This window comes from Pseudomonas sp. P9_35 (assembly GCF_034008205.1).
Lineage (GTDB): Bacteria > Pseudomonadota > Gammaproteobacteria > Pseudomonadales > Pseudomonadaceae > Aquipseudomonas > Aquipseudomonas kilonensis.
Map to the genome: position 1 here is coordinate 4,756,184 of NZ_CP125373.1, position 23,600 is coordinate 4,779,783.

Sequence of the window (23,600 nt, forward strand, 5' to 3'; positions counted from 1 at the left end):
CCTCCTACGAGTCGGTGCTCGGAGTGCCGCTGCCGTTGAGATAGGTTTTGTAGAGCTGGATGATCTGCGGGCCGGCATCGCTGGACGGCGTGGGGCCGGGGACGTTATCGCCCTCGCACTCCTTGACGAACTGGCCAAAAACCAGGGAGTCCGAGCCCCCGCCATCCACCGGCTGCACGACGAAATAGCAGCCGAACCCCAGGACCGGAATCGAGGTGGAACCGCCCTGCTTGCCGGTGCAATTGCCAATCACGATCTTCAGCATCCGACGTTCGAAAACCCCGTTGCTTTGGCAGCCGCTCGCCCCTCCCGCTACACAGGCGGCAACCTTGGTCCGCCAATCGTTGTAGTCCTGTATCGCCTCGCCGCCCGCCGAGAGATCGCCGTTGCTCGAAGTGACGGCTTTGCCTTTGTATTGCGCCTGGGAGAGCACATCGTTGTAGGTCATCGCCGGGGTGCTCGACGTAGTGACCAGGTCCGGTGGGTAGTCCGAAGAACTGACCGGACCGTTGTAGATACCGAAGCGCGTGTTCATGCCTTGGGACGTTGGGCCGGCTTTATTACCTGGTGCAGTCTGGACGTTGTCGCCGACACTGCGGCAAACCGAGCCACCGCCGGCAAGATCCTCCCGGACTGCACTGCCGCCTGAGCCGAAATCCAGCAGTTGGAAATTCCCCGGGCCGATGGGCGACGAGTTCCCCGCCGCCGTTTTCAAGACTTCCAGGTCGCCAAATTGATACCCCCAGAAGTTGCCGGCGGCCGGGTTGTATTGAGTGGCATCGCCACAGACCATCAACGGCGCCAGGTCACAAGGAGAGGTCGGACTGGGACCCGCAGTGGCAATCGCCGCCACGCGCTTATTGCCCAAGCCGGCGCTGCCCATCGTTTGCACGAAACTCCAGAAGAACCCGCTCAACTGATAGCTGGACACCGACACCCGTACGTATTTGGCATCGGTAGGCCCGGGATAGGAGAACGGGCCGTAGACGCTGCTGGAGAGCTCCACCACGGCAAACGCACCCGGGTTGCCGGCGACGGCGGTTGCCAGCTCGGTGTTGCCGGCGGCGTTGGCGTTTCTGTTGAGCGTGTCCAGGGCCGCCGCGCGGGTGCTGCTGGCCATGTTGATGCCGCCACTCACCTGGCTCAGGGTCTTGGCGCCGCCCAAGGCCGCGGCATCCACCGCATTTTGCAGGCGCGTCTTGTTCAGCAGCATGTGCCCGCCATCCAGGGCCAACGCCGCCATCATCGAAATCGCTACCAGCGCGATCACCATCAGTACACTCACCGCCCCTCCCTGGCGCCGGATATTGGCATTCATCATCGAGCCCTCATACAACGTTTGAGGATCGGCATCGCCACGGCCCGTAACGGCCTGGCATGGAGGCGTCACTCAGCGAACATTGATCACGCTGCTTTCAATCCCACGGATCAACGTGATCGCCCCGCCTTGCGGCTTGGCACTGCGCAGCACCACAGGTTTTGGCACCGGGGCCGCCGCCATCGCCATGACCGGCGCAGGGGCTGGCGGCGCAACGGCCACGGCCTTCTTCTCCAGGTTCAACGGGTTGCGCAAGGCCAATTGCAACTTGCCCTCGGTCTGCGCAGTGACCAGCAATTCCGCTTCGGTGGCGGACATTTCCAGCGTCACGGCCCGCACCACTACGGGTTGGGTCTTGTCCGTGCCTGCGGTCTGGTCCACGGCCAGTACCCGCAGGTTTTCCAGGAGAGTCCGGGATGTCGCACTGTTGCTGCCGGCACTGGTGGTCTTGGTCGCCAAGACATCGACTCGGTTGCCGGGCAAGAGGAAGCCACCCACGCCGACCACATCATCCACACGCACCGATATGGCCCGTTTGTCCGGTGCGATCAGCGAAGCCAGGGTGCTGCCGCCCAAGTGCTCGCTCAGCCGCGCACCCCGCACGATGTCGCCGCGCAGGATGTCGAAGGTGGCGATCTTGCCCACGGCCTGTTCGCTGGAATCGAAGGCGTCGTCCGGGATCGTGTCCATGGGCATGCGCACGGTCGTGACTTGCTGGGCCTCGACCATTTGCCCGAAGGGGATTTCCACCGTGGCGACCACCACGCTTCGCAAGTGATCGTCGGGGGTCGCGTTGAGTCGCGCGCTCAGCCAGGAGTCAGCCATCCATGCGGCACCAAGGCCCATTACCAGGGAAATGCCTATCAGCGGAAGCGTACGAGAGCTCATGTCGGTATCTCCAGATCAAAGGAAGTCGAGCTGAACGAAATAGTTGTGCCAGGCCCATTCCAGCTCTTGCGGCGACAGGGGCCCGGAACCGCCCAGGTAACGCTGGCGGTCGAGCGCCATGTTCAACAGGTCACGGGGATGGCAAGGCACCAGCGGCATGCCTTCGGCTGCATACAACCGCTGCAGGACATAGCGCACCAGCAGCGGGTCATAGGGGATGCCCAAGCGTTCGCACTCCTGGCGCCAGATCTGTTCGTATTCCTCGGGCTTGAGGTAGCCGAACTGCACCTTGTAGCCAATGCGCCGCAGGAAGGCCTCGTCGGCCAATTCGAGGGGATTGAGGTTGGTGGAAAACACCAGCACCAGGTCGAACGGCAATTCGCAATGCCGGCCGCCGCCCAGGTTGATGAAGTCGCGCTTCTCCTCCATGGGCACGATCCAGCGATTGAGCAATTCGGCCGGGGCCATGCGCTGGCGGCCCATGTCATCGATGATGAACAGGCCATTGCTGGCCTTGAGCTGCAACGCCGCCTGGTATTGCCGGGTGAACGGGTCGTAGCGCACGTCCAGCTGTTCCATGTTCAGCTCGCCGCCGGTAATGACGATCGGGCGTTTGCAGCACAGCAGCCGGCGGTCGATGCCTTCGTTGAGCATCAGGTTGTTCGATTGGCCGTTGTCATCCAGGCGCTGGTGCACCTGCGGGTCGTAGATCTCGATCACCGACTCGTTGATGACGATGGCATGGGGCACCCAGATCGCCTCGGCGAACAGCCGGATCAATCGGCTGCTGACATAGGTTTTGCCCGTGCCCGCCGGGCCGTAGATCATGATCGCCCGCCCGGAATTCAGGGCGACGCCCAACTGATCGAGCATGCCTTGGCTCAACACCATGCCGGCCAGCGCCTGGTGCATGTCCTTGGCGGTGATGCGGCCATGGTGAATGGTCTGGATCTTGATCAGCGAGCGATAGGTGCTCACCGGGAACGGCGCCGCGCCGATGTAGCCGCTACGGGCCAGGGCGTCACGCGCCGAACTGCGGCCGCGCTCGGTCAGGCCATAACGCAGCGTCTGCCCGCCTGATTGCCCCAACTGGCCCAGTACTTCGACGCGACCGTCCTTGCGCAGGAACGCCAGGACTTCTTCCAGTACCGCGCCGGTCAGGGCCAGGCGCTCCACCAGCCGCGACATGTCCAGCACACCGGCATCGTGCAGGTGCTTGCACACCAACTCACCCAGGAAGCTGTCGGTCAGGCCGGTGTCGCGAATGGTGCAAGGTTGTGGCGCCAGGCGTTGGACCGCTTCCCGTTCGCTGGGGTAGGCATCGCTATCGTTGATGACGTGCATGACTAGACTCCCCAGCCGCCGGCAACCAGTTGCCAGTAAACGCTGTTCAAAGTACCGATCAGGATCGCAATCGAATAAGGAAAGGGTTTGCCGGCCACCTCATCGGAAGTCGGCGCCAGGTAGGCCTGGGCTCGCACAATCAACCAGTAGCGCCCCAGGGTCTGGAGCAATTGGCCCCGGGCCAGGACGATCAGGAAACCGCACACACCGCCGGCGATCAGGCTGAACAGCGCCGCCCACAGTGCGTAATGAAAAGGCAGGAAGCTGCCGACCATGGTCATCAGCTTGACGTCACCGGCGGCCATGCCACCGACCGCGTACATAGGCAGGAACAGCCCGAAACAGATCAGCATGCCCAACAGGCTGTCGCCCAGGCCACCGATCCCATCGGCGTACACCTGGCCGGCCAAGCCCAGGGCAAGGCCCAACAGGACCAGGGTGTTGGGGATGCGGTGGCGAAGCAGATCGCTCACCACCGCCACACCCAGCAGTCCTAGCAGCAGTACCGTCGACACCAGCAGTTCCATGGACATGATGCATCTCCCTAGTGTGATTAGCGTTAGCAGGCGACGTTGCTATTGACGACCTGGCACAGCGCCCGGATCTTGGTATCCACGGCGCCGCCCAGAAGGACGAATGCCGCCGCCACCAACACCGTGATCAAGCCACCCGCCACCGCGTATTCAACAATGGTCAGGCCGTCTTCATCTTTGGCGAACTTGCTGATCGAAGTGCTTATTGTCTGGAGAGTCATTTCATGAACCTCACGCTGGTAAGAAGTACTGCTAGAACCTGGTTGGAGGGGGACAGCGCGAAGTCCATTTGATTTATTCGTTGTACTCACTGCAAAAGAGTCGCAAGCGTTATTCCTTGAAAGTTACCGTGTCCCCGTCACCGCAAGTTGTCGCTGTCAGCAGGCAACGTTGCCGTTGACCGCCTGGCACAGTGCACGGATCTTGGTATTCACGGCACCACCCAGAAGCACAAAGGCTGCGGCCACCAATACGGTGATCAACCCACCGGCCACGGCGTATTCCACAATGGTCAGGCCGTCTTCATCTTTGGCGAACTTCAGTACCGAAGCCTTGATAGTTTGAAGAGTCATTTCGCACACCTCATTGGGGTTGTTTTTCAAAGAGGCAGTACATTGCGAACTGCCTGATGCAACCCTAGTCAGCAGGTGGTCATAGCCGTTAGGAGGATTTTGCACATCGCTAGGATTTTTTTGCGGGGGATGAGAAACGCCAGGAGGTCGGAAAATCCATCCGTGCCGCAGCGCAAACGGGCGCCCGCGAGCGTCTCGTGGCAGGGACGGCGCTAAAAGACCGGGTTTTTATAAAAATTTATTCGGCGAAGTGATAGCACTGTGACAATACTGCTAGCTAAAGGGCAGGAAGAACCTCTGGGTAGTCGTCCTATGGCGCCAAGTCTGACTGAAAAACCAAAGCTGTTATGGTTCGATCTGACTCACGATCGGTCCACCCAGGAACTCGTCTCCCAGTTCCAGGACAGCTGCGACTGCACGCTGGCAAAGAACGCCATGCTGCCCAGCGGGGAACAGGTCGACATGATCTGCATCCACTTCGATCGCCCGGACACGCCGGGCCTGCGGCGCCTGTTGGAGATCAAGCGGACCGTTCCGGCCATCCCCATCACCATGTTCACCGTGCAGCACTCCGAAGAACTGGCGGTGTGGGCCATGCGCTCCAGCGTCTGGGAATACATGGTGGTGCCCCTGTCTACCGCCGAGAGAAGGCGCTACCTGACGGCCGTGGTGCAACTGTGCGAGTTGCGTCGCAATACCAATGGCCGGGCAAAGACCTCGCAGATCGACCACTCCCCGACCCTGCCGGACAGTATCCGCCTGACCTCCGGGCACCAGAAACACCAGGCCCTCAGCCACATCATGCTGTACATCGACCAGCATTTTCGCGAAAGCATCGATCAGCGCGATCTGGCCAAGCGCTGCGGCATGACCACATTTCGCTTCAGCCGGGTGTTCAAGGAAGCCAACGGGCTCGGCTTCACCGACTACGTGCTGAACAAACGCATGAGCTTTGCCAAGGAACTGCTCGACAACAGCCAGATGCCCATCACCAGCATCGGCTACGAGGCCGGCTTCAAGGACCCGTCCTACTTCGCCCGCGCCTTCAAGCAATACGCCAGTTGCACCCCCAGTGAGTACCGTCTTGCGTACCAGGTACGCAGCGCACGTCCTGCGCCATCCTCTGTGGATGAAGCGGCTCTGGAAGCGATTGAAAACCTGGTGCACAGTCTTGAGGGGTGAGCCCTATTTGTTTAGCAAGGCACGTAGTCAGTGCGCAGCACCCAGGCTCATGGGGCGAGCTTTCTTCTCTCGATAGGAATGGACAGGACAATGCTGGTCCGCGTCTCTCCGTACGCGTTGATTTTCGCAATGATGTCCTCGATTTCAGCCATGGATCTGGCGTAGATCCGGATCAGATAGGAGTCGTTTCCCGTGATGTGCAGGCACTCGACGACTTCGGGTATGTCGGTGAGCGTCGCGATCAGTTTGGATTTCGCCGGCTTGAGGGTGGTGATGCCGACGACAGCCGATATGCCGTACCCCAGCTTGGTGGGATCTAACTGAGCGCAATAGCCCTTGATGACCCCTGAGTCTTCAAGTTTACGCAACCTGTCATTGGTGGCAGGAATAGAAAGACCTGCGTGCTTGGAAAGCTCTGTGATGGAAATGCGACCACAGTCCTGTACCTTACCCAGGATTTTGACGTCTATACGATCCATGTGCGTTTTCCCCGGTTAAAAGTATAAATTTTAATGAAAAGCGCGCGTTTTTCATTAAAAAAAGCATGCACCAAAATAAAGCAGGACGCTAGTCTATTTCCAGCCTGAAAGCCGAGGGCAATCAATAGCCCTGCTCTTTAGCGTGACGCACTCATAATAAAATATTCTCTCCAGGGATGGTATTCGCATGGAAGATGAAAAGATAAAGTGTGGAAAAAAGTCATACTCTTTCACCCAGCACATTGGCACGCAAGTGCTAAATCTTCGCCGCTTCAAGAAGGACCAGATCCTCATGTACTTGACGGGGGTCGGCTTCTTTTCGCTGGGTGCCAAGTGCTTCATCATCAGTCAACTGGGTACCGATCCATTAGACGTCTTGATCATTTCCATCGATAAAATACTTATGCTTGGCATGGGCATTTGTTCGGCTATCGTGTCCCTCTTCTTCCTCACATGGTGGATGCTCTGGAACAAAAAATACCCGCCGATAAGTCCCTTTATTACAACAACACTGACCGGTCTGTTGATTGATCTCTGGTCATGGTTGGGGCTCGGAGAGTATTTGATCGCGAGAATGAATGAGTACACGTTATTGGCGACGGGACTGATGTTATGTGCCTACTCCTCCGCGTTGATCATCATGAGCGGTATTGGAATCAGAATCATGGACCTGGTGGTCCTGACCATGGTCTCCAAGTGGGGCTGGTCATTCACCAAAGCCAAAATGATCATTGAAATCGGCATCTTTTCGAGCGGATGGCTTTTAGGCGGCCCGTTCGGCGTGGGAACGATTGCATTCCTGCTAGTGATCGGCCCGCTTATTCAACCCTTCATGAACATGAATGCCAAGCGCTTTTCTCTCAAGAACTATGGATTGATTCGCGCTTCATCCGCCTACTAATACCCATAAAGATAGTTGCCATCCATGGCAGCGGGATTGTTTCGCCTCGACTTTTTCAACCGATGATATTGATAGCAACTTCCGTGATGAGGACTGAGAAAGATGGACACTACAAAAAATAAGAACTGGACCTTGGAAAGCAGCCCGGCAAAACTGGAAGAAATACTTCCGGGGGGCGTCGTCAAGTGTCATCTCTCCCCACGAAACTGTGTCATACAGGAGGGCAAGGTAGGTTTTTGCAAAGTGCGCGGAAACCGCGGCGGCAGACTCGTTACATTGAACTACGGCAAAGGCGTTCACAGCACGGAAGAAACGATTGAGACCGAAGCCGTTTTCCACTTTGCCCCTGGAGAGCGGATCCTGTCCCTGGGCAATATCGGCTGCATGCTCAACTGCGGTTATTGCCACAACTGGAAGACCTCGCAAGCCAAGTACGTCACCGACAAAGACGTTTACTACTACACCCCTGAACAAGTTGTGGAAACCGCACTCAAGCACGGAATACGCGTCATTTCCTGGACGTATAACGATCCCGTTGTCTGGCATGAATTCATCCTCGACACGGCAAAGTTGGCCAAGGAAGCGGGCCTGATCAACCTGTATAAATCGGCGTTCTTTATCAGTGAAGAAGCCATTGATGAATTACTGCCGGTCATCGATATTTTCTCGATTTCGCTGAAATCCATTTCCCCGGAATACTACCGCAAGGTCACCACCGGCTGGGTAGAGCCAGTCCTGGCAGGTATCAAGAAGGTCTACGACGCCGGCAAATATGTCGAGGTCAGCACCTTGATGGTGACCGACATCAGCGACGACGAGGAAACGGCCCGGAAAATCAGCCAGTGGGTATTGGATGAACTGGGCCCGAATGTGCCGCTGCACTTCGTCAGGTTCCACCCCGATTACAAGATGAGCAACAGCATCCGTACCCCTGTGGACCGGCTGCTGAAGGCTCGGGACGTTGCTCGGAGCATGGGCGTTGAGCATGTCTACCTGGGCAACGTGAATGACGTCGAGGGAACCAATACCAGCTGCAACAAATGTAACGCCCTGCTCGTCACCCGCTACGGTTTGAACGCTGAAATCATCGGGCTGGACAGCAAGGGTTGCTGCTCTCAATGCGGGCACGATGCGCATTTCAAATTGCTCGGCGAGCATCAGGCGAACGCCCCTGTCGAGCTGCGCGAGGACGCGCTGAGCGCTTACGAGAAACGCAAGTTCGAGTGGCATGGGGATATCGTGTCGCTGCACGCCCAAGTGCTCAATACCGAAGATTTCGAACAGACCGTCTACCTGCGGCGCAACTATACGGACGGGCACAACAGCGATTGGAAATCACTGACGCTGCGGCCACACGAAAGCTATCGATTCATTATTGCCAAGGCACGCATCGATGAAACCGGTCCTGAGGTCTGGCTGCCCAACGGGGTGAACTCGAACCTTCATGAAGTATTCGACAGGGCTCACTTCCCCACGGAATCGATTGAAGAAATTGGTATTTCGCAAAACGACATTACCCCGACCATTGGTTACGAGGGCAAGCAGAACATGTATGAACAGGTCATCAAACTGGTCAGCCAGGCATGAAAGTGTCTACTGAAATACTTCATATCAAGGTCGATGACCGGGACGCGCGCCCTTCGGTCACGCCTATTTATCAGTGCAGCGCCTTCAGCGCTGACTCGGCCTTCTTCTACTCAAGGAAGGCCAATCCCAATGTGAGTGAATTGGAACAGGTTGTCGCATCCTTGGAGGGCAGCGAATATGCCCTGGCCTACAGCACCGGGATGAGCGCCATCTACATGGTGTTGGAACTGTTGAAACCGGGTGCTTCACTGGTCATCAACAAATACATCTATGGCTGCTCTTATAAATTGTTCCAGCGGTATGCGGCACGTATCGGCGCAGACCTGACGATTCTGGATCTCACCACGGCAGACGGGTTGAAGGCATTGCCGGCGAACGTCGACATGGTCATTTTCGAAACACCGACCAATCCGTTCCTGAAAGACATTGATATTCATGCAGTCAGCCGGGCCGTCAAGCAAATCAACCCGCAGGCGCTGGTAGTCGTTGACAATACCTGGGCCACGCCGATATTCCAGAAGCCGTTGAATTTTGGCGCCGACATTTCCCTGTACAGCGCAACCAAATACTTCTCTGGGCATAGCGATGTCATGGGCGGCCTGGTTCTGGTCAACAACGAGAAGATTTATAACCGCCTGCTTGAAGGTCGCTTTTACTCAGGCACGATATTAACCCCCAATAGCGCATGGCTGCTTCGCAGAAGCATGCAGACGTTCAACCTGCGCATGGAGAAACACAGCCAGACGACATCCAGCATGCTCAACTATCTGCGCGAGCTGCCTTTTATTGAGCATGTCTATTACCCACGCGTCGATGGCAAACAACTGACCGGTTATGGCGGCATTGTGTTTGTTGATATTCGGCCCGATCTGGTTCCCTTCTACAAAACGTTCACCAGCGCGCTCAAATGGTTTGGCACGGGCACTGGGATGGCCTGCGTGACATCAATGGTTGCCCAGCCCTTCAGTGGCAGCCATGCCTCGATGACGGATCGGGAAAAAGCGGACATGGGCATCGAGAAAGGCCTGGTTCGATTGTGCTTTGGCCTGGAGGACCTGGAAGACCTCAAGGAGGACCTGCTGCAAGCATTCGAAGCCACGCAGAGCAAGGTCGATCAAGAACGCTCACTCGATCCTGCGTAGCGGGTGTTGATCATGAGCAACGGGCCTTCAATGGCTCGTTGCTTTTTTTATGGAGAAGCGAAGTGTCCAGCGCATTCGAAAACACGATATTCGACGACCCCATCCTGAACGTCATCCACCTACTGAACTCCATTGCCCAAGAAAACCCGGAGGCCATTTCACTGGCCTCCGGTCGACCCGATGATGAGCAGTGCGACCCTTCGCTCATCGACAGGGGCCTGGCCCAATACAAGGATCACGTTGCCGGCACCGAACAGTCACTGGCGACGCTGCTTTGCCAATATGGAAAAACCTCTGGAATCATCAATGAAATAATCGCCAACCATTTGCAGGTGGATGAAGCGATCAACGTTTCCAACCCTGAAAGCATTGTGGTGTGCATGGGCTTTCAAGAAGCCTGCACCTTGACGCTCCTGTCCATTTTTGAAGGCGGTGGGGTTTTATTGGTACCTGACCCGGTGTTTTCCGGGATCACCGGCATCGCAAAATTGCTGGGGATAAAAGTAGCCCCCGTCCCCATGGCTGCCTTTCTTGATCCGATCGCCCTGCGCAGGCTCATCGAAGCACTGGAATCCAGAGGTGAAAGAATCAAGGCGCTTTATGCAATTGCGGACTTTAGCAATCCTACCGCCGACAGCCTTTCCCATGACAACAGGAGAGCCATGCTCTCCCTGGCCGATGAAAAGAATTTTTTCATCCTCGAAGACACCGCCTACCGTTACTTCAGGTACGACGGCGATGCCATTGCGTCCATGAAGTCCATCGACAGCCGTCGGGTATTCTTGCTGGGCTCGTTTGCCAAATCGATTTTCCCGGGCTTGCGCATGGGCTATGTGGTCGCCCCAGAGGGCACGGGGGTCATGTCCTTCAGCGGCCGATTGAGCAAGGCCAAAAGCCTGATCACGGTGAATACCCCCGCTCTGTGCCAAGCGGTTGTCGCAGGCTTGCTGATCGAGCACGACTACTCGTTGAAAGGGCTGAACCAACCCAGGGTGTTGTCTTACACAAAGAAAAGAAATCACATGCTTGAATGCCTTGAGCGCGAATTCCCATTCAAGGTCGGCGCCCAAAGAGCGGTCAGCTGGAATCATCCGGCAGGCGGCTTCTTCATCAACGTGCAGCTGCCTTTCGCCTTTGGATATTCTGAAATGCGCGAATGCGCCAGGTTGTTCAAGGTGATTGTATTTCCCACCACCTTGTTTTCGCTGATGAATGAGGCCACCACCCAGGTCAGGCTGTCGTTCAGCAATGCAACCACCTCGCAAATCACCCAGGCGATAGGCCGTTTCAGGGCGTACGTCGAGTTCAAGCTGCAATAAAACGTCTGCGTGTATTGCAGGGGGAATACCAAGGCTTATGCCTCGCTCAGCGAGGCATAAGCTCCGGGTCAGGCTCCCGTGGCCAGCATGACGCCAGTGGCGACCTGGTAGGCCCCCAGGACGGTGATGGTTGCCCCTGAAAAGTAGTTGATCAGCCTTAGCTTTGATTCGGCAATCCGCGCCTTGAAAATGGAGGAGAACCCACTCAACCCCAGCCACCAGGCAGCCGAGCCCAGGAAGATACCGGTCACCATCGGCAGCAAGGCGTGCTGGCCGCCTTGGTCACTGGCCATACCATCACTCAACGCGGCAAATATCGCGATAAACGACAAGATGGTCATGGGGTTGGAAAGCGTCAGGAACAGCGTCGTCGAGTAGGCTTTGAACATATTGGCCCGCTCACCCGCCATGGCCGTCGAGCCGCCCTTCGATCGTATTGTCTGATAACCAATGTAGGCGAGGAACAACCCACCAAAAATACACAACCAGGGTTTAAAGCTGATGAGCGTCGCAATGATGGCGGTGACACCCAGGGCACCGATGAATCCATAGATCGAATCGGCTGTGGCCGCGCCCAATCCCGTCGCGAAACCGGCTCTCCACCCAAGCATCAGACTTCGCTGTATGCACAACAGCCCAATGGGTCCCACAGGGGCTGCAATGCACAGCCCAATGACCATCGATTTAACGAATATCAGCATAAATGCATCTCCAGAAGGGGTACTGGAAGGTTAGGAGAAGTGCATTTCTTTAGGAATGAACTATTAATCTTACTAAGCGTTTTCCCTTAAATTTTGCAGGAAGTATTCTCCACTCCCCTTCAATATTAAGGAAAATCGTCGCCAGCCCCCTCATACAAGGCAAATCGCTGGTTAAAGGCCCTTGAGCGCCGGATACATAACCCTGGGCATTGAGATGGCTTTTTTACGCGCATAAAAAAACGCCGCTCAAATGAGCGGCGTTTTTTTGAATTTGGAGCGGGAAACGAGACTCGAACTCGCGACCCCGACCTTGGCAAGGTCGTGCTCTACCAACTGAGCTATTCCCGCAAATGGCGTCCCCTAGGGGACTCGAACCCCTGTTACCGCCGTGAAAGGGCGGTGTCCTAGGCCACTAGACGAAGGGGACACGCTGCCCGGAACACATGGTGTGTGTTCCAGTGCCCAGATCCGCCTCCGAAGATTTGGCTCTGGTTTCACTCAGCGCTGCCCGAAAGCAACGCTGTTTAAAATTGGAGCGGGAAACGAGACTCGAACTCGCGACCCCGACCTTGGCAAGGTCGTGCTCTACCAACTGAGCTATTCCCGCATTGGCGTCCCCTAGGGGACTCGAACCCCTGTTACCGCCGTGAAAGGGCGGTGTCCTAGGCCACTAGACGAAGGGGACACACGTACAACATTCACTGCTTAGAGCGTTTAGCTGAGTGCTTTACGCTGTAAGTGGCGCGCATTCTATGGATGGATTGAAGGGTCGTCAACCCCCAGATATAAATTTATTTAAATCAATGACTTCGCCCGGTTTGGGGGCAATCCGGACATTTTGTCCGCCCGGTCTCTGACGCCTATATTCTGTCAGCCGCCGAGACGCTATAGTCGCGCCCGGCAAATGATGGCAATGTGCATCCACCCGTTTATGCTTCCTATAAACAGCACGACGCCCGTCTAATCGCGTCGCTCGGGCCTATGCGCTTAAAAGCCAAGCCACTACACTGATGACATGCGTACCACAATAAAGAGGTCTTACCGGTGACACCACTCATGATCACCCTGCTCGTCGTAGCCGGGATCGCCCTGTTGATCGCCATTGGCTACATGAACCACGTGGTGGAAAACAACAAGCTGGAAAAGGCCCGCACCAAGGTAGAACTCAACGACCGCATGCGTCGCTGTGGCGAGCTCACCGAAACCTTCCCCGGGCAGTTGATGACCCCTGCCCTGAAGTTGTTGATGACGCGCCTTGAGATGAACGCCTGCCAGCGTTTGCTGAACCTGGACAAGACCAATTCCGCGGTCAAGGCACGCCTGGACGAATTGAGCGCACTGGCCGCCCAAGGTGAATCGATCCCGGTGAACAATCCACCGGCACCGATCCTGACAGAAGCCAAGGCCAAGGACGTACGTTTTCTGCTCGAGGCCTTGCACGGCCAGATCACTCGCGCCGCCCAGGACGGTTTCCTGCCGTCTAACGAAGCCAAGCGCTGGATTCGCGAAGTGCGGCACATCCTGGTACTGCTGCACATCGAGTTCTTCAACAACCTCGGCCAGCAAGCCCTGCAGCAGGAACAACCCGGGCAGGCCCGCCTGGCCTTCGAGCGCGGCGTGCAGTACCTGCGCAAGCAACAGGAACCCCAGGTCTACGCCGAACAACTGGCCTACCTGGAGAAACTCCTGGCCCGCGCCAATGCCCAGGTCCTGGCCAGCACCCAGCCGGTCGAAGGCGAGGTCAACCAGTTGACCGAAGGGCTGAAGGACGCCGAAGTCAACGACGAGTGGAAGAAGAAGAAGGTTTACGACTGAGATTACTTGGCTGGATCAAGCACCCTTGTGGCGAGGGTGCTTGCTCTCGCTGGGCCGGTCCGACGCCGCGGGCTTCGGGCGTAGCAGCTCTTTAATGATGAGTGCTCCGCACTCAAACGGGAGCAAGCTCCCTCGCCACAGGGTATATGTCGAGCCACCACCGGCTCACAACTTGAAATGCCCCACCATCCCTTTCAGCTCAACCCCCAACTGCGCCAGCTCGATGCTGGAAGCGGCATTGCCGCGCATCGCCAGGGACGATTGATCGGCGCTGGCGCGAATGCTGGTGACACTGCGATTGATCTCCTCGGCCACCGAACTCTGCTGCTCGGCCGCCGCCGCGATCTGTTGGTTCATCTGCTGGATCAGCGATACCGCCGCCGCAATACTGCCCAAGGCGCTTTCGGTCTGCAGTGCATCGCTGACCGCCATCTTCACCAACTCGCCGCTGCTCTGGATCTGCTGCACGGAAGCCTGGGCCGCTGAACGCAGGGCACTCACCAGTCGCTCGATCTCCTCGGTGGACTGTTGCGTGCGCCTGGCCAACGCCCGCACCTCATCGGCCACGACCGCAAAGCCCCTGCCCTGCTCCCCGGCCCGGGCCGCCTCGATAGCGGCATTGAGTGCCAACAGGTTGGTTTGCTCGGCCACGCTCTTGATCACACTCAGCACCGTGCCGATGTTCTGGATCTCGGCGCTGAGGCTCTCGATGCTGGAGCTGGCCGACGTGGCCGAATCGGCCAACTGCTCGATGCGCACCATGCTCTGCCGCACCACCTGCTGGCCACTTTCGACCTTGTCGTCGGCGGTCTGGGCCGCTTGTGCGGCTTCCTCGGCGTTGCGTGCCACATCATGCACAGTCGCCGTCATCTGGTTCATCGCCGTGGCGACCTGCTCGGTTTCCTCTTTCTGGCTGCTGACTTCCAGGTTGGTCTGTTCAGTCACGGCCGACAGCGATTGGGCCGAATTGGCCAACTGCTCGATGCCGGCCTGCAGGCCGCTGACGATACTGCTCAGCCCCGCGCCCATCTGTTGCATCGCCTGCATCAACTGACCAATTTCATCCCGGCGCGTCACCTCGACCGTGGCGCTCAAGTCACCCGACGCAATCTGCCGGGCCACGCGAATGACACTGCGCAGCGGCGTCACGATCAGCCGGGTTATGACCCACGCCGCGATCAATCCCACCAGCAACGCCAAGGCCGACGAACCGATGATCAGCAGCGAATTTTTCTTCAGCTCGGTCTGCATGGCCTGGTCTTCGGCACTGAAGGCCTGGTCAACCCGCGCCACCACTTGGTCGGCCCGCTCGTGCAGTTGCTGGTAGACGACTTTTTCCTTCGCCAGCAGGCCGGTGTATTCGGCCAATTGTTCATTGAACCCGGCGATATGCCCGGCCACTTCATTCAGCACGGTCTGGTAACCCGGGTCCTTGACCGTGGTCTTGAGCACTTCGGCCTGTTTCATCGCCTGCTCGGCCTGTTCGATGCTGCCTTCTCCGGCGCCCTCGACATTGCCTTTGCGGCTCTGGTCCAGGCGGACCCGTGCTTCGTTCATGGCCTGCAACATCAAGCGTGATACTTCGCTGACCTGGTTAGCCTGCTCGATGAACTCGGCACCCTCCTTGCCCTCGGAATCTTTCAAGGTATAGGCGCCGTCATCCGCCAGCCCGGCCTGCAACACATCCAGGTTATTGGCGACACTGGACACCGACCAACTGGCCATTTCCAGCGCCAGGTCCTTGCTCTGGCTCAACCCGACAAATTCGTCGAACGCCTTGCGATACGCGGCCAGCGCCTGCTCCACGTCGTTCATCACTGGCACGTTGGCAGCCGACTGCACCTTGAGTTCGTTCGCCTGGGCCACCAGCCCATCGACGCCCTGGCGCAGGGCGTCGGCCGTCTTGGGATCGGAGCGCGAGGCGTATTCCTGCTCCAGCAGCCTGACCTTGAGCAACCCGCTGTTGAGGGAGGACATCTGTTTCAGGCCATCGAAGCGATAGCTGATGGTCTGCAGGGACCAGACACCGATGGCCGCGACCACTGCGGTCAGCAACAGCACCAGGACAAATCCGATACCCAGTTTCTTTGCCATACCGAGGTTGGCAAAACGTCCTTGCACGGCCGAAATCATTGCGCTCAGTCCTCTGCCAGCGTGTGTTGATTGCAGATTCGCAACGAGACGCCCTGCAACACAAGATGCTGGCGTCGGAATAATGGCAAAAAGCTACAGCCGCGTCGTTTTCAGGACACTAGAGGTCGATCCAGAGCCGCGGCCCGGAAGAACGCCAGCGCCCTGGGGTCACGGGCATACGCCACGTTGATCCGTAGCCAGTCGCTGTCGGCGCCCGAAGGGCTGAACGCGGTACGCGAAGACAACAGCACGCCGAACCGCCTGGCCAGACGTTGTACTCCAGCGTAGTCACACAATGGCGGTCTTGCCCAGATGAAAAGCCCACCGACCGGTTTGCCAAAGACCTCCCAGTCGGCGTCTTCCAGTACCTGCAACAGCGCCGCCATATCGGCACCCAGACGCTGCCGCTGGCGCTGGACCAGCTTGCGATAGGCACCATTGGCCAGGAGGCAGGCAAGGACCGACTCACAGAACCGCGAGCCACCCATGCTGGTAATGCCCTTGACCTCGCTCAGGCGCGCGATGATGGAAGGCCCGGCCACCACGAAACCGACGCGCAACGAACTGCTCAGGGTTTTCGAGAAGCTGCCCACGTAGACCACCTCCGGATCCAGTGCCGCCAGCCGGGTCCGTGCCGAGCTCTGGAAATCGCCATAGGCATCGTCTTCGATCACCAGTACGCCGTGTTCCTTCGTTAATTGCAGCAGCCGTTGAGCGACGGCCGGAGCCAGGCTGGTGCCGGTCGGGTTATGGCAGGCGCTGTTGACGAACAGCGCAGTGGGCCGGTGCATCGCCAGCAGGTCTTGCAGCGCATCGACGTCCGGGCCGCGCGGGGTCCTGGGCAGTTCGATCATGTCGATGTCGTGCAACCTGAGCAGGTCGAACAGGCTTGAATAGCCGGGGCTCTCCACGACCACGCAGGAACCCGGCGGCAACAGTGTCCGTACGATCAGGTCCAGCCCGTGGGTCGCTCCGGTGGTGGTCAGGATCAGGTCTTTATCGGCCTCGATATTGAATTGTTTCAAGCGCCTGGACAGTTGCTCACGCAGGGCAGGCAGCCCCAACGACGTGCTGTAGTTGAACAATCCCGCCATGTCGGTGCGAGTGACCTGACGGATCGCGTAGCCCAGGTCATCGCTTTCACGCCAGCTCTCGGGCAGCCCGCCACACCCCAGCTTCAATTCCCATTGCGAGCTGTCGCCCCCGTCGGTGAACGTGTCTTGCTGTCGATTCTGATCGGTGGGCTCGGGCGGAGGGGGTGGGGCGACAAAAAAGCTGGAACCATGGCGGGACGCCAACAGGCCTTGGGCGACCAGGCGTTCACACGCCTCATTGACGCTGGACTGGCTGAGCAGGTTCTCCCGCGCCAGTTGGCGCACGGATGGCAGCCGAGTTCCCGGTTGCACCGCATCCTGTCGGATCCAGCCGGTCAGCGCGTCAACGATTTGCTGCACGACAGGCACCAGGGCCTGTCGGTCGATTCTCAACTCCATGAGTAACCAAGCTCCTAAGCGTTTGTTTTATTTCCGGAAACAGTTAAGCACAGGCCGCTACGGGACGATGTACGACAACGTCGCCAAAACCGTCGATTCTCACCCTTTGAAACACATTGAGGGCCGTTCCGAGGTTTTTTCGGCCTCACACGAAAAAGCCCGCAACCAGTGCGGGCTTCGTCCTACAAGCTAATGGGCACGACCTCAGAACGCTGTGACGCCGCCGTCCACCGCCAGGGAATGGCCCGTGGTGAAAGCCGCTCCGTCGCTGCACAAATACAGCACGGCGCTGGCGATCTCCTCGACTTTGCCGATACGCCCCACCGGGTGCATGGCATTGGCGAACTCGCCCTTCTTCGGGTCTGCTTCATAGGCACGACGGAACATGTCGGTGTCGATCACCGCCGGACAGACTGCATTGACGCGGATTTTCTTCTTGGCGTATTCGATGGCGGCCGATTTGGTCAGGCCGATCACGGCATGCTTGGACGCCGCATAGATGCTCATCTTCGGCGCTGCCCCCAAGCCCGCCACCGAGGCGGTGTTGACGATCGCCCCGCCACCCTGGGCCAGCAGCAATGGCAGTTGGTATTTCATGCACAGCCAGACGCCCTTCACATTGACCCCCATGATCGCGTCGAACTCATCGAGGGTACCGTCGGCCAACTTGCCCTTCTCGATCTCGATCCCGGCGTTGTTGAAGGCGTAGTCAAGGCGACCGTAGGTCTTGATCACTTCGTCCATCAGTTGCTGCACATCGTTTTCCAGCGTCACGTTGCAGCGCACGAACACCGCTTCGCCGCCCGAATCACGAATCGACTGCACCGTGCCCTCGCCGCCCGCCACGTCCAGGTCGGCCACCACCACTTTCAGGCCCTCTGCCGCGAACGCCAAGGCAGTGGCCCGGCCGATACCAGCGGCAGCGCCGGTAACCACGGCGACCTGTCCGGAAAACGTCATGCTCATTGTCTGTTCCTCGAAGAATGCGGGAGATGCCGCCAGTCTAGTCACAGGTCCCGAGGGCGCGGCAGCACTATCCAACTGCCGTTTGAGCACTCATGGGCGCCAGTGATAAGGCCCCCAGGCGAACTATCACTGGGTTGGATCGAACTGCATTCGCTATGTCAGCAAACCTTGCGACAAGCGCTTCGAAGGTCTATCAACAAGGCTTCATTCATCTTGAGTGCCCGCCATGACTGCCCAGACCAATCGCCAGTTCCTGCTCGCCAAACGCCCGATAGGCGCGGCGACCCGCGAGACTTTCACCTATCAGCAAGTACCGGTCGGCGAACCGGCAGCCGGCCAGATCCTGGTGAAAAACGAATACCTGTCCCTGGACCCGGCCATGCGCGGCTGGATGAACGAGGGCAAGTCCTATATCCCGCCGGTCGGCATCGGCGAAGTGATGCGGGCATTGGGTGTCGGCCAGGTAATTGCCTCCAACAACCCGGGGTTCGCCGTCGGGGACTACGTAAACGGTGCGCTGGGGGTGCAGGATTATTTCCTCGGCGAGCCAAGAGGTTTCTATAAGGTCGATCCGAAACTGGCACCGCTGCCACGTTATTTGTCCGCACTGGGCATGACAGGCATGACCGCCTATTTCGCCCTGCTGGACGTCGGCGCGCCCAAGGCTGGCGAGACCGTGGTGCTCTCCGGTGCCGCCGGTGCGGTGGGCAGCATCGCCGGGCAGATCGCCAAGATCAAAGGCTGTCGCGTGGTGGGCATCGCCGGCGGGGCCGACAAATGCAAGTTCCTGGTCGATGAACTGGGTTTCGACGGCGCCATCGACTACAAGAACGAAGACGTCCACGCAGGCCTCAAGCGCGAATGCCCCAAGGGCGTGGATGTGTATTTCGACAACGTCGGGGGCGACATCCTCGATGCCGTGCTCAGTCGCTTGAACCTCAAGGCCCGCGTGGTAATTTGCGGCGCAATCAGCCAGTACAACAATAAAGAAGCGGTAAAGGGTCCCGCCAACTACCTGTCGCTGCTGGTCAATCGGGCGCGCATGGAAGGCTTCGTGGTCATGGACTACGCCGCGCAGTTCGCCGCCGCCGGGCAGGAAATGGCCGGCTGGATGGCCAAGGGGCAGCTCAAGAGCAAGGAAGACATTGTCGAAGGCCTGGAGACATTTCCCGAGACACTGACCAAATTGTTCAGTGGGGAGAACTTCGGGAAGCTAGTGCTCAAGGTCTGACACAAAACCACTGTGGGAGCTCGCTCCCACAGGTTCACTCCCACACCAAGGGATCTTCGGGGTCAGGTCAGGCCAGTTCAGCCACGACCGCCGCCAGCGCCCTGGCCGGATCGGCGGCCTGGCTGATCGGACGGCCGATCACCAGGTAATCGGAACCGGCGTCCAGCGCCTGGCGCGGAGTCAGGATGCGACGCTGGTCGTCCTGGGCGCTGCCCGTCGGACGAATCCCCGGCGTCACGAGTTGCAGCGACGGGTGAGCCGCTTTCAGGGCGCTGGCCTCCAGGGCCGAACAGACCAGACCGTCCAGGCCGGCCTTCTGCGCCAGCGCCGCCAACCGCAGCACCTGCTCCTGGGGCTCGACGTCCAGGCCGATCCCGGCCAGATCCTCGCGCTCCATGCTGGTCAGCACGGTCACGCCGATCAGCAACGGTTTCGGGCCGCTGCGCTGATCCAGCACTTCACGGCAGGCCGCCATCATGCGCAGGCCACCGGAGCAATGCACGTTGACCATCCACACGCCCATCTCCGCAGCGGCCTTGACGGCCATGGCGGTGGTGTTGGGAATATCGTGGAACTTCAGGTCCAGGAACACTTCGAAACCCTTGTCGCGCAGGGTCCCGACAATTTCCGAAGCACAACTGGTGAACAGTTCCTTGCCGACTTTGACCCGGCAAAGCTTGGGGTCCAACTGGTCGGCCAGCTTCAGGGCGGCGTCACGGGTGGGAAAATCCAGGGCGACGATAATGGGCGTCTGGCAGGCGGACATGAGCGGGCTCTCAGGCAAGTCGAAATCGGCGCGCATTGTAGCGGAACGAGCGCCCGTGCGGGACCCGATGATCGGTAAATCTCATCATCCCCCCAGCAGCATGGACGATACCGGCCTTTGTGTCGAAGCCGATACATTCATGACATGCGTACAACACGTCGACACGCTACCGTCCGCCACCGCAACCCGTCCTTTCAGCGCTTCACGCCTCGCGGCACGAAGCCTATGCTGAGGGCTCAACCTCGCCACCTGCTTTGCGGTTGGCAGCCTACCTGGCAGATGATGCATCCATGCAGAACACCCCTGTTGCAAATTCTGGCGATCAAAAAGTACCCGACGATGACAAGCGCTGGAACACCCGCGCGCTGATCGTCGATGACGACGTGCCGATCCGCGAGCTGCTGGTCGATTACCTGGCCCGCTTCAGCATACGCGCCAGCGGCGTGACCGATGGCGCGGCCATGCGCCAGGCAATGCAGGCCGAGCACTTCGACGTGATCGTGCTCGACCTGATGCTGCCAGGTGAAGATGGCTTGCAGTTGTGCCGCTGGCTGCGCGCCGAATCGGACATCCCGATCCTGATGCTCACCGCCCGCTGCGAGCCCACCGACCGCATCATCGGCCTGGAGCTGGGCGCCGATGACTACATGGCCAAGCCGTTCGAACCCAGGGAGCTGGTGGCGCGTATCCAGACCATCCTGCGCCGGGTGCGCGACGACCGCAGCGAGCAGCGGGCCAATATCCGTTTCGACAACTGGCGACTCAACAGCGTGCTGCGCCAACTGATCTCCGCCGATGGGCTGGTGGTGCCGCTGTCCAATGCCGAGTTCCGCCTGTTGTGGGTCTTCATCGAACGGCCACGCCGAGTGCTCAGCCGCGAACAACTGCTGGACGCGGCTCGCGGGCGCTCCATCGAGGCCTTCGACCGCAGCATCGACCTGCTTGTATCACGCCTGCGCCAGAAGCTGGGCGACGACCCCAAGGCCCCGCAACTGATCAAGACCGTGCGCGGTGAGGGCTATTTGTTCGACGCGCGGGACATCGGTTGATGCAACTGCGCCTCGACTCCCTGTTCGGCCGCCTGTTTGGCGTGCTGTTGCTGGCGATTGTCCTGGCGCATCTGTTGGCGTTTGCCTGGTTTTCTCACTACGACAGGCCGCCTCCCGGGCCTGCGCCGGAATTTTCCCGACAAGCCGAAGGCCCCCCGCGCTTCGGTCCGCCCCCCAGCCGCCCTCCGCGGCCCTGGTTCGGCGGGCCGGTGGTGCCACTGACATTTCAGTTCGTGTTCCTGATCATCGCGGCCTGGTACGGCGCCAAGCTCCTGACCCGACCCATCCAGCGCCTGAGCGATGCAGCCGAACGCCTGAGCGAAAACCTCGACAGCCCGCCGCTGGATGAAAACGGTCCCCGTGAGGCGCGACAGGCAGCCCATACGTTCAACCTGATGCAGCAACGGATTCTCGAGCAGGTGCAGCAGCGTTCGCGCATGCTCGGCGCGGTGTCCCATGACCTGCGCACGCCGCTTTCGCGGCTCAAGCTGCGCCTGGAGCAGATCGATGACATCAAGCTGCAAGGCCAGATGCGCCAGGACCTGGACGACATGATCGGCATGCTCGATGCCACCCTCACCTACTTGCATGAACAGCGCACCAGTGAAGCGCTGCAATGGATGGACGTGCAGGCCTTGGTGGAATCGTTGAGCGAAAACGCCCAGGACCAGGGCGCCGATGTGCAGGTCAGCGGTACCTGCGCGCCGCTGCAGGTGCAACCGATGGCGCTGCGTTCGTGCCTCAACAACCTCATCGACAATGCCCTGCGCTACGCCGGCCGTGCCTTGATTAGCCTGGACGACCAACACAAGCAGGTGCTGATTCGAGTCATCGACCATGGTCCCGGTATTGCGGCGGACAAACGCGAAGCGGTGTTCGAGCCGTTCTTTCGCCTGGAAGGCTCGCGCAACCGCAACTCCGGCGGCGTCGGCCTGGGCATGACCATCGCCCGGGAAGCCAGCGAACGCCTGGGCGGGCAATTAACCCTGGAAGAGACACCAGGGGGTGGGTTGACGGCGGTGATCAGCCTGCCTCGTCTCTAAGCCCTCTTATCTCCCCTGTGGGAGCGAGCTTGCTCGCGATAGAGGCCTGTCAGGCACATCAAGGTGGACTGATACACCGCCATCGCGAGCAAGCTCGCTCCCACAGGGGCGAACGCTGTGTATTTCTCTCGGTACAAACTCCACATACCCCCGACAACTCCCCCGCAGAGGCTGCATAAGCCGGTGCACCCACCGGCTATCCCAGCCCAAGGAGAGCGCCCATGATTGGTAGCGTCAGCAGTTACTTGACCCATACCAGCACCAGCAGTACCACCACCAGCAGTGCCCGCAGCCAGCAGTTTCAAAAGGAACTGCTGAGCAAGCTCGACAGTGACGGCGACGGTTCGGTCAATCAGGAAGAGTTGAGCACCGCCCTGTCGCAAAAAAGCGACGATGGCATCCTGGTCAGCCTGAGCGACAATTTCGGCGACCTGGACAGTGACGGCAGCGGTGACCTGAGCAGCGAGGAAATGGCCGCAATGGCGCCGCCACCTCCACCGCCACGGGACCAGGCGCCGAATACCGAACTGGCCGATGCGCTGCTCAGTGTCCTGGACACCGACGGTGATGGCGTGGTCAGCAGCGATGAGTTGAGCAACGGCCTGGCCAGCACTGGCAGCGATGCCGACAGCCAGCAAGTGTTCTCGGCGTTGGACAAGAATGAAGACGGCACTGTCAGCCTCGACGAACTTGCCGCCAGCCTTGCGCCACCGCCACCACCGCAACAGGCCTCCAGTGAAGAGCTGTTCAGCCAGCTCGATGCCGATGGCGACGCCACCGTCACCGCCAGCGAACTGAGCAGCGCCTTGCAGGCCGGTCGCCGCAGCGACAGCTCCACCGAACAGGCCAATGTCAGCGAAGCGTTGAACAGAATGATCGCCAACCTCAGCCGGCAATACTCGCTGGATAACGTCGCCACTGTAGGGAAACACCTGAACGTGGCGACCTGATTCACTCGAACCTGGCCCTTCGGGCGCCAGGTTGGCGGTTGATGGGTCGACAATAACCCTGTGGCGAGGGAGCTTGCTCCCGCTGGGCTGCGCAGCAGCCCTGAAGCCAGCCGACACGGTGCATCAGACGGATCGAGGTCATAGGTTTGGGGTCGCTTCGCAACCCAGCGGGAGCAAGCTCCCTCGCC

The 23,600-nt window shown here is 59.1% G+C and carries 22 protein-coding genes, 4 tRNA genes and 1 pseudogene; 10 read left to right on the top strand and 17 right to left on the bottom strand.

Translation table 11 applies throughout. From position 1 onward, the window contains the following. Nucleotides 1–4 precede the first annotated feature (4 nt). From QMK47_RS20925 to QMK47_RS20950, 6 genes are all read right to left on the bottom strand, one after another. A complete protein-coding gene (locus tag QMK47_RS20925) occupies nucleotides 5–1,321 on the bottom strand; it encodes a TadE/TadG family type IV pilus assembly protein (protein WP_320389272.1) in 1,317 nt (438 codons plus the stop codon). Between the two features lie 69 nt (nucleotides 1,322–1,390). Continuing rightward, on the bottom strand, nucleotides 1,391–2,206 hold the full coding sequence (cpaB, locus tag QMK47_RS20930; protein WP_214509690.1) for a Flp pilus assembly protein CpaB: 816 nt from the start codon (nucleotides 2,204–2,206) through the stop codon (nucleotides 1,391–1,393). Between the two features lie 15 nt (nucleotides 2,207–2,221). After that, the gene (locus QMK47_RS20935) at nucleotides 2,222–3,550 is read right to left on the bottom strand and encodes an AAA family ATPase (RefSeq protein ID WP_320389273.1); all 1,329 of its coding nucleotides are present in this window, start codon (nucleotides 3,548–3,550) and stop codon (nucleotides 2,222–2,224) included. 2 nt (nucleotides 3,551–3,552) lie between these two features. Continuing rightward, on the bottom strand, nucleotides 3,553–4,083 hold the full coding sequence (locus QMK47_RS20940; protein WP_320389274.1) for a prepilin peptidase: 531 nt from the start codon (nucleotides 4,081–4,083) through the stop codon (nucleotides 3,553–3,555). Nucleotides 4,084–4,109: 26 nt separating this feature from the next. Further along, nucleotides 4,110–4,304: a Flp family type IVb pilin gene (locus QMK47_RS20945; protein WP_109754421.1), complete on the bottom strand. Its 195-nt coding sequence runs from the start codon at nucleotides 4,302–4,304 to the stop codon at nucleotides 4,110–4,112. A 156-nt stretch (nucleotides 4,305–4,460) separates the two neighbouring features. Then, entirely contained in the window at nucleotides 4,461–4,655 is a 195-nt protein-coding gene (locus QMK47_RS20950; protein ID WP_008070254.1) for a Flp family type IVb pilin, read from the bottom strand. 312 nt (nucleotides 4,656–4,967) lie between these two features. Between QMK47_RS20950 and QMK47_RS20955 the strand changes: the two genes are divergently transcribed. Next, the gene (locus tag QMK47_RS20955; protein ID WP_320389275.1) at nucleotides 4,968–5,837 is read left to right on the top strand and encodes a response regulator transcription factor; all 870 of its coding nucleotides are present in this window, start codon (nucleotides 4,968–4,970) and stop codon (nucleotides 5,835–5,837) included. 47 nt (nucleotides 5,838–5,884) lie between these two features. Here QMK47_RS20955 and QMK47_RS20960 read toward each other — a convergent pair whose 3' ends face one another. Continuing rightward, complete coding sequence (locus tag QMK47_RS20960) at nucleotides 5,885–6,316, bottom strand: Lrp/AsnC family transcriptional regulator (protein WP_003204346.1); 432 nt, start codon at nucleotides 6,314–6,316, stop codon at nucleotides 5,885–5,887. Nucleotides 6,317–6,503: 187 nt separating this feature from the next. On the opposite strand from QMK47_RS20960, the gene QMK47_RS20965 reads away from it, so the two are divergent. The 4 genes from QMK47_RS20965 (at nucleotide 6,504) to QMK47_RS20980 (ending at nucleotide 11,265) form a co-directional block, all read left to right on the top strand. Then, complete coding sequence (locus QMK47_RS20965) at nucleotides 6,504–7,217, top strand: YczE/YyaS/YitT family protein (RefSeq protein WP_214509686.1); 714 nt, start codon at nucleotides 6,504–6,506, stop codon at nucleotides 7,215–7,217. A 102-nt stretch (nucleotides 7,218–7,319) separates the two neighbouring features. Continuing rightward, nucleotides 7,320–8,804 (top strand): AmmeMemoRadiSam system radical SAM enzyme, encoded by a 1,485-nt coding sequence (amrS, locus tag QMK47_RS20970; protein ID WP_253476921.1) that lies wholly within the window; start codon nucleotides 7,320–7,322, stop codon nucleotides 8,802–8,804. After that, entirely contained in the window at nucleotides 8,801–9,946 is a 1,146-nt protein-coding gene (locus tag QMK47_RS20975; RefSeq protein ID WP_253476923.1) for a PLP-dependent transferase, read from the top strand. Before amrS ends, QMK47_RS20975 begins: the two co-directional genes overlap by 4 nt. A gap of 62 nt (nucleotides 9,947–10,008) precedes the next feature. Continuing rightward, entirely contained in the window at nucleotides 10,009–11,265 is a 1,257-nt protein-coding gene (locus QMK47_RS20980; RefSeq protein WP_258689051.1) for a PLP-dependent aminotransferase family protein, read from the top strand. Nucleotides 11,266–11,333: 68 nt separating this feature from the next. On the opposite strand, the gene QMK47_RS20985 is transcribed toward QMK47_RS20980, so the two are convergent. The 5 genes from QMK47_RS20985 to QMK47_RS21005 all read right to left on the bottom strand — a co-directional run bounded on the left by QMK47_RS20985 (nucleotide 11,334) and on the right by QMK47_RS21005 (nucleotide 12,651). Continuing rightward, nucleotides 11,334–11,966: a LysE family translocator gene (locus QMK47_RS20985; protein WP_214509682.1), complete on the bottom strand. Its 633-nt coding sequence runs from the start codon at nucleotides 11,964–11,966 to the stop codon at nucleotides 11,334–11,336. Nucleotides 11,967–12,238: 272 nt separating this feature from the next. Continuing rightward, nucleotides 12,239–12,314: transfer RNA gene (locus QMK47_RS20990), tRNA-Gly, on the bottom strand. Nucleotides 12,315–12,317: 3 nt separating this feature from the next. After that, nucleotides 12,318–12,393 (bottom strand) — tRNA-Glu (locus tag QMK47_RS20995). Nucleotides 12,394–12,497: 104 nt separating this feature from the next. Then, a tRNA-Gly gene (locus QMK47_RS21000) sits at nucleotides 12,498–12,573 on the bottom strand. Between the two features lie 2 nt (nucleotides 12,574–12,575). Then, nucleotides 12,576–12,651: transfer RNA gene (locus tag QMK47_RS21005), tRNA-Glu, on the bottom strand. Between the two features lie 371 nt (nucleotides 12,652–13,022). On the opposite strand from QMK47_RS21005, the gene QMK47_RS21010 reads away from it, so the two are divergent. Continuing rightward, the gene (locus QMK47_RS21010) at nucleotides 13,023–13,781 is read left to right on the top strand and encodes a hypothetical protein (protein WP_253476929.1); all 759 of its coding nucleotides are present in this window, start codon (nucleotides 13,023–13,025) and stop codon (nucleotides 13,779–13,781) included. Between the two features lie 165 nt (nucleotides 13,782–13,946). Here the strand turns inward: QMK47_RS21010 and QMK47_RS28795 are convergent, their stop codons facing one another. The 4 genes and pseudogenes from QMK47_RS28795 to QMK47_RS21025 all read right to left on the bottom strand — a co-directional run bounded on the left by QMK47_RS28795 (nucleotide 13,947) and on the right by QMK47_RS21025 (nucleotide 18,373). Continuing rightward, the gene (locus QMK47_RS28795; protein ID WP_371128556.1) at nucleotides 13,947–14,828 is read right to left on the bottom strand and encodes a methyl-accepting chemotaxis protein; all 882 of its coding nucleotides are present in this window, start codon (nucleotides 14,826–14,828) and stop codon (nucleotides 13,947–13,949) included. Nucleotides 14,829–14,855: 27 nt separating this feature from the next. After that, nucleotides 14,856–15,914, bottom strand: a pseudogene (locus QMK47_RS28800) (methyl-accepting chemotaxis protein); the annotation flags it as partial. Nucleotides 15,915–16,024: 110 nt separating this feature from the next. Then, complete coding sequence (locus QMK47_RS21020) at nucleotides 16,025–17,407, bottom strand: PLP-dependent aminotransferase family protein (protein WP_258689053.1); 1,383 nt, start codon at nucleotides 17,405–17,407, stop codon at nucleotides 16,025–16,027. A gap of 204 nt (nucleotides 17,408–17,611) precedes the next feature. Continuing rightward, nucleotides 17,612–18,373 carry an SDR family oxidoreductase gene (locus QMK47_RS21025; RefSeq protein WP_057451989.1) on the bottom strand — a complete coding sequence of 254 codons (762 nt, stop codon included), beginning with the start codon at nucleotides 18,371–18,373 and terminating at the stop codon, nucleotides 17,612–17,614. A 226-nt stretch (nucleotides 18,374–18,599) separates the two neighbouring features. Here QMK47_RS21025 and QMK47_RS21030 point away from each other — a divergent pair, with 226 nt between their 5' ends. Continuing rightward, nucleotides 18,600–19,604 (top strand): NADP-dependent oxidoreductase, encoded by a 1,005-nt coding sequence (locus QMK47_RS21030; protein WP_253476940.1) that lies wholly within the window; start codon nucleotides 18,600–18,602, stop codon nucleotides 19,602–19,604. A 67-nt stretch (nucleotides 19,605–19,671) separates the two neighbouring features. Here QMK47_RS21030 and pyrF read toward each other — a convergent pair whose 3' ends face one another. Beyond that, on the bottom strand, nucleotides 19,672–20,370 hold the full coding sequence (pyrF, locus tag QMK47_RS21035) for an orotidine-5'-phosphate decarboxylase (RefSeq protein ID WP_320389276.1): 699 nt from the start codon (nucleotides 20,368–20,370) through the stop codon (nucleotides 19,672–19,674). Nucleotides 20,371–20,660: 290 nt separating this feature from the next. On the opposite strand from pyrF, the gene QMK47_RS21040 reads away from it, so the two are divergent. From QMK47_RS21040 to xopAW, 3 genes are all read left to right on the top strand, one after another. Continuing rightward, nucleotides 20,661–21,419, top strand: coding sequence for a response regulator (locus QMK47_RS21040; RefSeq protein WP_253476945.1), 759 nt, complete (start codon nucleotides 20,661–20,663; stop codon nucleotides 21,417–21,419). Continuing rightward, on the top strand, nucleotides 21,419–22,462 hold the full coding sequence (locus QMK47_RS21045; RefSeq protein ID WP_320389277.1) for a sensor histidine kinase: 1,044 nt from the start codon (nucleotides 21,419–21,421) through the stop codon (nucleotides 22,460–22,462). Before QMK47_RS21040 ends, QMK47_RS21045 begins: the two co-directional genes overlap by 1 nt. Nucleotides 22,463–22,683: 221 nt before the next feature. Continuing rightward, the gene (gene xopAW / locus QMK47_RS21050) at nucleotides 22,684–23,412 is read left to right on the top strand and encodes a XopAW family type III secretion system calcium-binding effector (RefSeq protein WP_320389278.1); all 729 of its coding nucleotides are present in this window, start codon (nucleotides 22,684–22,686) and stop codon (nucleotides 23,410–23,412) included. Nucleotides 23,413–23,600: the final 188 nt, after the last annotated feature.